This window comes from Amycolatopsis sp. NPDC058986 (assembly GCF_042741125.1).
In the GTDB taxonomy this organism is placed as follows: domain Bacteria; phylum Actinomycetota; class Actinomycetes; order Mycobacteriales; family Pseudonocardiaceae; genus Amycolatopsis.
The window spans coordinates 21,984-33,550 of sequence record NZ_JBHYJW010000083.1 but is presented as its reverse complement, the minus strand read 5'-3'; the positions used below and the strand labels follow the sequence as shown (position 1 = coordinate 33,550).

Here is an 11,567-nt window from a genome sequence, read left to right as displayed (position 1 = left end):
AGTCACCGTGGTCGGTGTGCGCGGTGGTGCCGAACTCGTGGTTGAGCACGCCGACGTCGAAGTTCACCGACTGGTCGACCGAGGTGACCTCGCCGGTGCCGCCACCGGTCGTGGAGCCCTGCTTCGAGATCTTCTCGCCGACGGTCGGCGCCGCGGCGCTGGTGATCTTCTGGCCGGTGTTGACCTCACCGGGGCCGGTGCCGTTCGGCCGGGTCAGGTAGCCGGAGTCGGCGCCGGGGCAGTCGCTCTTGACGACCTTGGCACCGCTGACGTCGCCGCCCGCCCAGGTGCCGCCGAGGTTGGTGCAGTGCCCGGCGGTGAGCAGGTACGGGGTGCTGCCCTTCTTGACGTTGAAGCCGAGCGAGCAGCGGCCCTGCTCGTTCTTGATGGCGTCGCCGTCCTTGATGTGCAGTTCGAGCTTGCCGGTCTTGTGCTCGACGCGGACGGCGTCGCCGTGCTTCGCCGCCGCGGCGGTCACAGTGTCCGAAGTGGACTTCGTGGCCGCGGAGTAGATCGTCACGACGACCTGGTTGGTCCTGGTGTCGATGCCCCACGTGGTCTGCGGGACGTTGCGGACGGTGTCCAGCGATTCCTTGACACCGGTCAGCGCGGCGAAGCTGTGCGCGACCTTCTTGGCCGTCAGGCCCGCGGCCTGGACCTTCTGGACCGCGGCGTCGTCGAGGACGTTGACGACGGCCTTGCCGTTGTCGAGGTACATCCCGCCGGACGCGGCGCCGAGGCTGTCCGCGACCTGCGAGGCCTGGGTGATCGCGGCCTCCTGGATCTGGGCGAAGGCGAGCGGGCTCGCGGTCGCCGCGGACGAGCACACACCGGTGGTGAGCGCCGCGGCGGATAGGACGGTGAACACGGCGAGATTCTTCCGGAGAGCCATGAAAAACTTTCCTCCAGTTGTGCCGGGTCGAAGCCTGCGCGGCCGGGGCCGCGCACCATGGGGACACCGCCCACCCTTGTTTCTCGGCAACCAACGCACTACCGACGATCGTTGGTTAATAACCAAGCTATCCGGACAAAAGCGGTCAAAACGCGGCATTCGGCGCACTGATTCTGCCGCCGAACGGCGCCGAGGACGAGCCCTGGCACTGCCCGTGGCCGATACCCGGCCGGGGTGAGCGCCTCGTGCGACTTGTGGGTCACGCGAGCCTGACACGCTGGTCAACGCCGCTGGTCCGGGCGAGGGACCCGGCTCTCCCGATCGTGTGCAACACCGCCGCGGACCTTGGCGGGGCGGCGCGACCTTTGGTTGCCTCAGCGGGTCGGGATCGTCGTGTCGCAGAACGCCGGAAGGCCAGGTACCCCGCGTGCAGCCGTTCGTACTGCCCGAGTTCTACATGCCCTATCCCGCCAGGCTGAACCCGCATCTGGAGGGTGCGCGCGAGCACAGCAAGGCGTGGGCGTACGGCATGGACATGATCGACGTGCCGCAGCACGGCACGGTGATCTGGGACGAGCACGACCTCGACTCGCACGACTACGCGCTGCTCTGCTCGTACACGCATCCGGACGCGGGCGCCGACGAACTCGACCTGATCACCGACTGGTACGTCTGGGTCTTCTACTTCGACGACCATTTCGTCGAGCTGTACAAACGGACCGGCGACATCGCCGGTGCCCGCGCGTACCTCGACCGGCTCGCCGAATTCATGCCGGTCACCGGGGAAATCACCGCGAAACCGGAGAACCCGGTGGAACGCGGGCTCGCCGATCTGTGGAACCGCACCGTGCCCGCCCGCTCCGAGGGCTGGCGCCGCCGGTTCGTCGAAAGCACCAGGAACCTGCTGGAAGAATCGTTGTGGGAACTGGCCAACATCACCGAGGGCCGGATCGCCAACCCGATCGAGTACATCGAAATGCGCCGCAAGGTCGGTGGGGCGCCGTGGTCGGCGAACCTGGTCGAACATTCGGTGGACGCCGAGGTGCCCGGCGAGATCGCCGCGAGCAGGCCGATGCACGTCCTGCGCGACTGCTTCGCCGACAGCGTCCACCTGCGCAACGACCTCTTCTCCTACCAGCGCGAGGTCACCGACGAGGGTGAGCTGTCCAACGGCGTCCTCGTGCTGGAGAAATTCCTCGGGCTCGGTACGCAGGAGGCCGCCGACGCGGTCAACGACCTGATCACCTCGCGGCTGCACCAGTTCGAGCACACCGCGCTCACCGAGGTGCCCGCGCTGTTCGCGGAACACGGCATCGACCCGGCGGCGCAGGCGGCGACCGCCGCATACGTCAAGGGCCTGCAGGACTGGCAGGCGGGCGGGCACGAATGGCATCTGCGGTCGAGCCGGTACATGAACGAAGGGGCGTTGAAGACGCGTGGCGGCCCCGAACTGCTGAACGGGCCCGCCGGGATCGGCACGTCGGCCGCGCGGATCTTCACGTCGGTGGCCGAGACGGCGCCGCAACGACTGCGCGGCTACCAGCACGTGCCGCATCAGACCGTCGGCGCCCGCCCGCGCCCGTCGTTGCGGATGCCGTTCCCGCTCACGCTGAACCCGCACCTCGACGGAGCGCGGGAGCGGGCGGCCGGGTGGGCCCAGCGCATGGGCCTCCTCGACGACGTCGTCTGGGACCGGCGGAAGCTCGAAGCGGTCGATGCACCCCTGTGTGCCGCCGGAACGCACCCGGACGCGAGCGCCGAGCGGCTCGACGCCACCAGCGGCTGGATGACCTGGGGTACCTACGCCGACGACTACTACCCCCAGGTGTTCGGCCGCGCGGGCGACCTCGCCGCCGCGAAGGCGTGCCACGAGCGGCTCCTCCAGTTCATGCCGGCCGATTGCGAGCCCATGCCCGAACCGCTGACGCCGCTGGAACGCGGGCTGGCGGACCTGTGGGAACGCACCGCCAAACCGCTTTCGGTCCGTGCGCGACGGACGTTTCGTCACTCCGTCGAAGACATGCTCGAAAGCTGGCTGTGGGAACTGGGCAACCGGATCCAGCGCCGGGTGCCGGACCCCGTCGACTACATCGAGATGCGGCGGCGGACCTTCGGCGCCGAACTCACCATGCTCCTGTCCCGCCTCGGCACGTCCGCGATCCCGCCCGAACTGCTCCGGACCCGGCCGCTCCAGGCGCTCGAACACGCCGCCGCGGACTATCCCGGCCTGCTCAACGACGTCATCTCGTACCAGAAGGAGATCCAGTTCGAAGGCGAGATCAACAACGCCGTGCTGGTGGTCGAAACCTTCCTCGACACGCCGCGGGAGCGCGCGTTCGACGTCGTGACCGACCTGGTCGATGCCCGCCTGCGCGAGTTCGAGCACGCGGCGTCGGTCGAACTGCCCGCACTGGTCGACGCCTACGATCTCGGCACCGAAACTCGCCGTGCCCTCGACGACCACGTCGAGGGCCTGAAGCACTACCTGGCCGGATGTCACCACTGGCATATGACGGTGACCCGCTACGACGAGGCCGAGGCGCGCCGCCCGATCGGCACGTCGGCCCTGCTCGGCGGCCCGACCGGGATCGGGACGACCGCACTGCACCTCGCCGCGCGCTGACCCGCCGGGGCGGAGTGTGGAAGTCCACACTCCGCCGGGCATTCCCCGAGTTCACCGGCGATACTCGACGTCGTGAGCGGCTTCAACCTGCGTTTCCTCGGCCATTCGACGGTCCGGCTCGAACTCGGCGGCCGCGTCGTGCTCACCGATCCCGTGCTGACCTCGCGGATCGGCGCGCTGACCAGGGTGGTGCCGGCGCCGGACCCGCGCCACTGGGCGGACGCGGACCTGGTGCTGATCTCGCATCTGCACGGCGATCACCTGCACCTGCCGTCGCTGCGGCTGATCGGCGCGAGCACCCGGATCGTCGTCCCGCGCGGGGCGGGCGCCTGGCTCGCCAAGCGCGGTTTCCGCGACGTCGAGGAGATCGCCGAGGGCGAGACGATCACCGACGGTGACCTCCGGATCACGGCCACCCGAGCGGTCCACTCGGGACATCGCTGGGGCCCGCGGCTGACCCACGGCCCGCAGAGTTCCGCGCTCGGGCACCTGGTCACCGACGGCGCCACCACGGTGTATTCCGCCGGGGACACCGACCTTTTCGACGAGATGGCGGACCTGGGGCCCGTCGACGTCGCGCTGCTGCCGGTCTGGGGCTGGGGGCCGAACCTCGGACCCGGCCACCTCGACCCGGAACGCGCCGCCGTCGCGGCCGGGCTGCTGCGCGCGAGGATCGCGGTCCCGGTGCACTGGGGCACCCTGGCCGTCCGCGGGCTGAGCCGCACGGCCCGGATGCGCCGGCTGCTGACCGACCCGCCGCGCCGGTTCGCCGAGGCGGTCGCGGCCGCCGGGCATCCTTGCGAGGTGCTGCTCACCGAACCCGGCGAGAACGTCGCCCTCCCCGCCACCACGGATCTGGCGTGAACTGGTCCGACCCGTCGGCGATCGGGTACCCCGCGCTCTTCGGCGGCGTCCTGCTCGGCTCGATCATCCCGGTGGTCCCGACCGGCGCCGTCGTCGGCGCGGCCGCGGCAGTCGCGACCACCACCGACCACCTGTCCCTGCCTGTCGTGATCGTCCTCGCCGTGCTGGGCGCGTACATCGGGGACGTGGTGACGTTCGCCGTGCCGAAGTTCGGCAGCGAGGCCGCGGTCCGCTGGATCGCGCGGCGTCAGCAGGCCGACCGGCTCGCCAAGGCCCGTGAGCAGTTCGCCCGGCGCGGCTGGCAGCTGGTGATCATCGGACGGCTGGTGCCCGCCGGGCGGATCCCGGTCCTGCTCGCCGCGGGCGCGCTGAACTACCCGTGGCGGCGGCTGGCGCCCGCCGCGCTCGGTGCCTGCGTGCTGTGGGCCGTCGCCTACGCCCTGCTGGGCATCCTCAGCGGCGGGATCTTCGACTCGCCGTTGGTCGCCACGCTGCTGGCGACGGTTCTGGTCCTGCTGGTCACCGTGCTGACGAACGTGCTCGGCAGGCTGGTCAAGAAGAAGCGGGAGGCGGCGGTGAAAACCGGACAGGACAAGGAGAAGGGACGCCTGTTGCGCGGCGGCCGGACCGTCGCCCGCGTCCTGGTGATCTGGATCTTCGTCAGCGGCGCGCTGCACCTGCTCGACGTCTGGCTCGACGGGTTCGCGATGCCGCACTGGTGGCAGCGGCTGGTCTGCGCGTTCCTGCTCGGCGTGCTGGCGTCGGTCGTGTGGCCGCTGATCATGCGGATCGCGATGCCCATCGCGTTCTTCACCCTCGGCGTCGGCAGCTTCCTGGTGCTCGGCGCGGGCGCGCTCGCGGTCTTCGAGGCCGTGCCCGGCGTCCGCATCGACGGCTTCGGCACCGCGGTGCTGGTCGTCGTCGCGATGGCGGTGGTCAGCGTGGCGCTGTCGAGTCTGCTGGCGATCGACCAGGACGAGGTCTTCTTCCGCCGCGCCGCCCGGCGGCGGCAACGACACAGCCGTGGCCACGACGCGGAACTTCCGCCGGGTGTGGTGTTCCTGCAGATCGACGGTCTCGGTCACGACATCGCGCGCCGCGCGATCCGCGACGGCGACATGCCGACGCTGGCCGCGTGGCTCAACGAGGGCAGCCACTCACTGACCCGCTGGCACACCGACTGGAGTTCGCAGACCGGCGCGAGCGTCTGCGGGATCCTGCACGGATCCAACCACGACATCCTCGGTTTCCGGTGGTACGAAAAGGATCGCGACCACGTCATGGCGTGCGCGCACCCGAGCGACGCCGCCGAGATCGAGCGGCGGCATTCCGACGGCCGCGGACTGCTTTCCCACGACGGCGCGAGCCACGGCAACCTGTTCAGCGGCGACGCCGAGCACGTCAGCCTCACGATGAGTTCCGTGCCGGTGCTCGTGCCGAAGAACCTGCGGCACCGCAGGCACCATCGCGTCGGCGACGGGTACTACGCGTATTTCGCGAACCCGGTGAACGCGGTGCGGACGTTCATCATCGCTCTGGTCGACGTCGGCCGGGAGCTGATCGCCTCGACACGCCAACGCCGCGCGGGCGTCCTGCCGCGGGTCCCGCGCGGCGGGCTATATCCGTTGGCGCGCCCGGGAACGACCGTGATCTCCCGTGACGTCGTGGTGTCCGCGATCCTCGGCGACATGCTCGACGGCCGGTCTGTCGTCTACGCCGATTTCCTCGGCTACGACGAGGTCGCGCACCACTCCGGCATCGAGCGGTTCGACACGCTCGCCGTGCTGCGCTCGATCGACCAGCAGATCGCCCGGCTGCACCGCGCGAGCAAGATCGCGCCCCGGCGGTATCACCTCGTGGTGCTTTCCGATCACGGCCAGACCCAGGGAAACGCCTTCTCCCAGCGGTTCGGCGAAAGCATCCAGGAATACATCGGCAGGCTCTGCGGTGGGACGTCGCCGGTCGCGCCCGGCAAACGACGTCAGGCGGAGAGCTGGCAGATGAACGCCGGGCTCGCCGAGGCGGCCGCGAGCGGCGGCCTGATCGCCCGGCGGCTGCGGGCCAGGGTCGAGGACGCCGAATGCGCGGACGACCGGCCGCGCACCACCAGCGGCGCACCGGGCGAGGTCACCCGCGTCGCGCCCGGGGTGGTCGCGGTGGTGTCCGGGCACCTCGCGATGGTGTCGTTCACCGAGCACGAAGGGCGCGTGGACTTCGAGACCATCGAGCGCGAGTTCCCCGAACTGGTGCCCACGCTCGTCGATCACCCCGGCGTCGGCTTCATGCTGGTCCGCAGCCGGGAATTCGGCCCGGTGGTACTCGGCCGCGACGGTCTGCACCGGCTCGCGACCGGCGTCGTGATCGGCGAGGATCCGCTGCTGCCCTACGGTCCGCACGCGGCGGATCTGATCCGCCGCGTCGACACCTTCCCGCACTGCGCGGACATCATGATCAACAGCCGGTACGACGCGGATTCCGACCAGGCCTCGCCGTTCGAGACGCACGTCGGCTCGCACGGCGGGCTCGGCGGTCCGCAGCAGCACGGGTTCCTCGCGTTCCCGAAGGAGTTCCCGGCACCCGGCGAGCCGGTGGGTGCCGAGGCGGTACACCGGGTGTTCCGCGACTGGCTGACCTTCCTCGGCCACCCCGAACCGGGTTCGGGCAAGCTGGAGGAGCCCGAAGAGATCCACGCCGAACGTTCGGAGGTCCGTTCTTGACCACGAAGCTCACCGTCTACGGCGCGAGCTGGTGCCCCGACGTCAAGCGCAGCCGCGCGCTGCTCGACGGCACCGGCGTCGAGTACGACTACATCGACGTCGAGGCGGACTCCGCCGCCGAAGCACGCGTGCGGGAACTGCAGGACGGCGCACGGCGGATCCCGACGATCGTCTGGCCGGACGGCACGCATCTGGTCGAGCCGTCGGACGACGAGCTGACCGCGCACCTGAACCGGTGAGCGGACTGCCGGACGTGCCGCTGGGCACCCGCGTCGTCGTCCGCTACCGGATCGAGGACGGGTTCACCGACGCGCTCGGCACGCTGCTGGCCCGCGACGCCGCGACGTGCACGGTGGAGACGAAACGCGGCCCTGTCGTCGTCCCGCTCGACGCCGTCGTCGCGGCCAAGCCGGTGCCGCCACCGCCGGAACGCCGCCGCTGACTCCTTTGTGGACACTCACCAGCCGAGCGGCTTCGGCGCCACCGGTTCACCGCGCCGGTCCCGCAGCACCTGGATTCCCAGCGGCACGAGGACCAGCGCCAGCAGCCCGGTGAAGACGAGGTCGGGCACCACGGCCTCCTTGAGCACACCCATCCAGATGGTGTTGCTCACCAGGAAGACCAGTGTCCGCCCGGTGCCGAACACGCCGGATCGCCAGAGCCCGATGCCGAGCAGCAGTCCTCCCGCGTACTGGCAGGCGGACGCGGTGACCGGGACTCGCCAGGGACCGTAGGAGATGTCGGCGTAGCCCGCCATGATCGACCGCACGGTGTCGTCGAGGCCGTTCTCCGCGATGAGCCGGAACGCGGTCTGGTCCACTCCTGCGAAATAGGCGCGAGCGAAGAGCCCGAAGACGAGCAGCGTGCCGCCCCACGCGACGAGCTTCGGGCACCGGCGCACGGCGAGGTGGGCGAGCGTGACGAACGCCGGGAACAGCAGGATCGCGCCGAGCACGAACAACGCGTCGCCCGCGGTCACCAACGCCGGGTCACGCACGTAGGAAGCCAGCCGCGAAGGCGCCGCGAACGGCAACTCCGCGAAGGCGTCCAGTTCGGCGTCGGTGAACTGTCCGCCATGCAAACCGAGGTAGCGCAACAGGAATCCGGCGAACCAGATCGGCGGGGCGAGGATCAGCGCTCCGCCGCCGACGAAGCGGCCGGGGAACCAGGAGCCGGGCACCGCGCGCGGCAAGGTCTTGAGTCGTTCGAGCATGTCGCCCAGCGTCGTCGTTCGCCGGCACCGCGCACATTGCCCGATCGTCGGGCGCCGCACCCGTCTTTCGTCAACCGGCGATCGCGGCTTCCACGCCGTCGAACAGGATCTGGAGCCCGGCCTCGAACGTCAACCACGCTTCGCGCTCCAGATACGGCGTGCAGTCGTCCGGGTCGGGTTCCATGCCGCCCAGCTTCGTCACCATGGGGAACCGCTCGGCCAGATCCGGTGCGAGTTCGGTGAGCATCCCGGACCGGGTGTACCACCACTCCTCCTCGGAGACGTCGATCTCCCGCGCCGCGAGCCGGGCTTCCGCCGCGATCTGCGCCGAACCGCGCACGAGGCTGAACACCGAGCCGAGCACCCAGCGGACCCGGTGGGCGGGCAGGCCGGTCGCGAACAGGATGCGAAGCACCGTCTCCTGCAACGCGAACTCCCCCGGCCCGAGCACCGGGCGGGCGTAGGAGATCTGCAGCTGCCACGGATGCCGCAGGTAGAACGTCCACAGGTCCTCGGCGAACGCCGTCGCGGCAGCACGCCAGCCCGCTTCGAGGTCGTACTCGCCCGCCAGCTCGGCCAGCGCGCGGTCGACCATGAGGTCGAGCAGCTCGGCCTTGCTGGGCACATAGGTGTAGAGCGCCATCGCCGTCCGCCCGAGCCGGTCCCCGACCGCGCGCATCGACAGCGCCGCCATCCCGTCCGCGTCCGCGATGGCGATGGCCGCGTCGACGATCTCGTCCACGCTGAGCGCGGGCCTCGGACCGCTTTTGACCTGCGCGGACGCGCCCTCGCGCCAGAGCAGGGCCATCGAACGGCGGGCGTCGCCCTGCGCCGCGAAGACAACCACCTTGCAACTCCTTACAGCATAAAGTACCGTGACCCGGCCAACTCCTTACAGCATAAATTATCAGGGGGATTCATGCCGGGGCTCGAGGCTGCCGACAGTCACGACGTCATCGAGGTCCGCGGGGCCAGGGAGAACAACCTGACCGGGGTCTCGCTCGACATCCCGAAGCGCAGGCTGACCGTGTTCACCGGGGTGTCCGGCTCCGGGAAGTCGTCGCTGGTGTTCGGCACGATCGCCGCCGAATCGCAGCGCATGATCAACGAGACCTACACCGCGTTCCTCCAGTCGTTCATGCCGCGCATCGGCCGTCCCGAGGTCGACGCGCTGCGCAATCTGAGCGCGGCGATCGTCGTCGACCAGGAACGGATGGGCGCGAACGCGCGCTCGACGGTCGGCACCGCCACCGACGCGCACACGCTGCTCCGGATCGCGTTCAGCAGGCTCGGCACCCCGTACGCCGGCACCTCGGGCGCGTTCAGCTTCAATCTCGCCGAGGGCATGTGCCCGGCCTGCGAGGGCATCGGGCGAGTGTCCGATTTGGACGTCGGCGAACTGGTGGACGTCGAGCTTTCGTTACAGGAAGGCGCGATCACCGTGCCCGGCTTCACGCCGGACAGCTGGTACGTGCAGATCTATCTCCAGTCCGGGTTCTTCGATCCCGGCACCAAGCTCAAGGACTTCAGCCCCGAGCAGTGGGATGCCTTGCTGTACAAGGAGAACACCAAGGTCAGGGTCGGCACCGCCAACCTCACCTACGAGGGCCTCGCGGTGAAGGTCAAGCGGCTGTACCTGAGCAAGGACAAGGACGCGCTGCAACCCCGGCTCCGGTCGTTCGTCGAGCGGGCCGCGGCGGTGACGACATGCAAGACCTGCCGGGGTGCGCGGCTCAACCAGAAGGCACTGGCGTCGAAGGTGGGCGGGAAGAACATCGCCGAATGCGCGGCCATGCAGATCAGCGATCTGGCCGAATTCCTCCGCGGCCTCGACGAACCGTCGGCCGCGCCGCTGCTCGAGGGCCTGTTGGAGACCCTTGATTCGCTGATCGGGATCGGGCTCGGTTACCTCAGCCTCGACCGGGAATCCGGCACGCTGTCCGGCGGCGAGGCGCAGCGCGTGAAGATGGTGCGTCACCTCGGGTCGAGCCTCACCGACATCACCTACGTCTTCGACGAACCGACCGTCGGGCTGCACCCACACGACATCGAGCGCATGAACAACCTGCTGCTTCGCTTGCGGGACAAGGGAAACACCGTCCTGGTGGTGGAACACAAACCGGAGACGATCGCCATCGCCGACCACGTCGTCGACCTCGGGCCCGGTGCGGGCTCGGCGGGCGGCGAGCTGTGCTACACCGGCGACGTCGCGGGGCTGCGGTCGTCGGACACGCTCACCGGACGCCACCTCGATCACCGGGTGCGGTTGCGGGACGTCTTCCGCGAGCCCACCGGCCGGATCTCCATCACCGGCGCGACGCTGCACAACCTCCAGGACGTCAGCGTCGACATCCCGCTCGGCGTGCTGACCGTCGTCACCGGCGTCGCGGGATCGGGGAAGAGCTCGCTGATCCACGGTTCGCTGGCGAAACGCGAGGGCGTCGTGGTGGTCGACCAGTCGGCGATCCGCGGTTCGCGGCGCAGCAATCCGGCGACCTACACCGGGCTGCTCGACCACATCCGCGCCGCGTTCGCCAGGGCCAACGGCGTCAAACCGGCGTTGTTCAGCGCGAACTCCGAAGGCGCGTGCCCGAAGTGCAAGGGCCTCGGCGTGGTGTACACCGACCTCGCGATGATGGCGGGTGTCACCAGTACCTGCGAGGAATGCGCGGGGAAGCGCTTCACGCCCGCGGTGCTGGAGCACAAGCTGCGCGGCAAGGACATCAGCGAAGTACTCGCCATGTCGGTCACCGAGGCGCGCGAATTCTTCGGCACCGGTGGCGCCCGCACGGTCCTCGACCGGCTCGGCGACGTCGGACTGGGCTACCTGAGCCTCGGCCAGCCGCTCACGACGTTGTCCGGTGGCGAACGGCAGCGGCTGAAGCTCGCCATCCGGATGGCGGAGAAGGGCTCGACGTACATCCTCGACGAGCCGACCACCGGCCTGCACCTCGCCGACGTCGACCAGTTGCTCGGCCTGCTCGACCGGCTGGTGGACGGCGGGAACACGGTGGTCGTCATCGAGCACCACCAGGCCGTGATGGCGCACGCGGACTGGATCGTCGACCTCGGCCCCGGCGCCGGCCACGACGGCGGCCGCGTCGTGTTCACCGGCACTCCGGCCGAACTGGTGAAGAACGCCGACACCCTGACCGCCCGCCATCTGCGGACCTATCTCGACCGCTGAGCAGCGCGGGATTGTCGTATGCGTACCTGTTGATGTCAATACTCCCCGGCATTTGGTAAATCACCAATCAT

The 11,567-nt window shown here is 69.7% G+C and carries 9 protein-coding genes and 1 pseudogene; 7 read left to right on the top strand and 3 right to left on the bottom strand.

Translation table 11 applies throughout. The annotated features are described in order from the left end of the window. Window positions 1-892, bottom strand: an 892-nt coding sequence (locus ACFW0G_RS41435; protein WP_378331023.1) for a S1 family peptidase, incomplete at its 3' end; no start/stop codon positions are given. A gap of 427 nt (window positions 893-1,319) precedes the next feature. Between ACFW0G_RS41435 and ACFW0G_RS41430 the strand changes: the two genes are divergently transcribed. From ACFW0G_RS41430 to ACFW0G_RS41405, 6 genes and pseudogenes are all read left to right on the top strand, one after another. Next, window positions 1,320-3,515 carry a germacradienol/geosmin synthase gene (locus ACFW0G_RS41430; RefSeq protein WP_378331022.1) on the top strand — a complete coding sequence of 732 codons (2,196 nt, stop codon included), beginning with the start codon at window positions 1,320-1,322 and terminating at the stop codon, window positions 3,513-3,515. A 72-nt stretch (window positions 3,516-3,587) separates the two neighbouring features. Then, window positions 3,588-4,379, top strand: coding sequence for an MBL fold metallo-hydrolase (locus ACFW0G_RS41425; protein ID WP_378331021.1), 792 nt, complete (start codon window positions 3,588-3,590; stop codon window positions 4,377-4,379). Further along, a pseudogene (locus ACFW0G_RS41420) lies at window positions 4,376-4,819 on the top strand (DedA family protein); the annotation flags it as partial. The gene ACFW0G_RS41425 and the pseudogene ACFW0G_RS41420, both read left to right, overlap by 4 nt. Before the next feature lie 135 nt (window positions 4,820-4,954). Next, complete coding sequence (locus tag ACFW0G_RS41415) at window positions 4,955-7,096, top strand: phage holin family protein (protein ID WP_378331024.1); 2,142 nt, start codon at window positions 4,955-4,957, stop codon at window positions 7,094-7,096. Then, window positions 7,093-7,335: a glutaredoxin family protein gene (locus ACFW0G_RS41410; RefSeq protein WP_378331020.1), complete on the top strand. Its 243-nt coding sequence runs from the start codon at window positions 7,093-7,095 to the stop codon at window positions 7,333-7,335. Before ACFW0G_RS41415 ends, ACFW0G_RS41410 begins: the two co-directional genes overlap by 4 nt. Next, window positions 7,332-7,538, top strand: coding sequence for a ferrous iron transport protein A (locus ACFW0G_RS41405; RefSeq protein WP_378331019.1), 207 nt, complete (start codon window positions 7,332-7,334; stop codon window positions 7,536-7,538). Before ACFW0G_RS41410 ends, ACFW0G_RS41405 begins: the two co-directional genes overlap by 4 nt. 15 nt (window positions 7,539-7,553) lie before the next feature. Here the strand turns inward: ACFW0G_RS41405 and ACFW0G_RS41400 are convergent, their stop codons facing one another. Both ACFW0G_RS41400 and ACFW0G_RS41395 read right to left on the bottom strand, forming a co-directional pair. Next, the gene (locus ACFW0G_RS41400; RefSeq protein WP_378331018.1) at window positions 7,554-8,309 is read right to left on the bottom strand and encodes a hypothetical protein; all 756 of its coding nucleotides are present in this window, start codon (window positions 8,307-8,309) and stop codon (window positions 7,554-7,556) included. 70 nt (window positions 8,310-8,379) lie between these two features. Continuing rightward, complete coding sequence (locus ACFW0G_RS41395) at window positions 8,380-9,156, bottom strand: TetR/AcrR family transcriptional regulator (protein ID WP_378331017.1); 777 nt, start codon at window positions 9,154-9,156, stop codon at window positions 8,380-8,382. Between the two features lie 72 nt (window positions 9,157-9,228). Here ACFW0G_RS41395 and ACFW0G_RS41390 point away from each other — a divergent pair, with 72 nt between their 5' ends. Then, a complete protein-coding gene (locus ACFW0G_RS41390) occupies window positions 9,229-11,496 on the top strand; it encodes an ATP-binding cassette domain-containing protein (RefSeq protein WP_378331016.1) in 2,268 nt (755 codons plus the stop codon). Window positions 11,497-11,567: the final 71 nt, after the last annotated feature.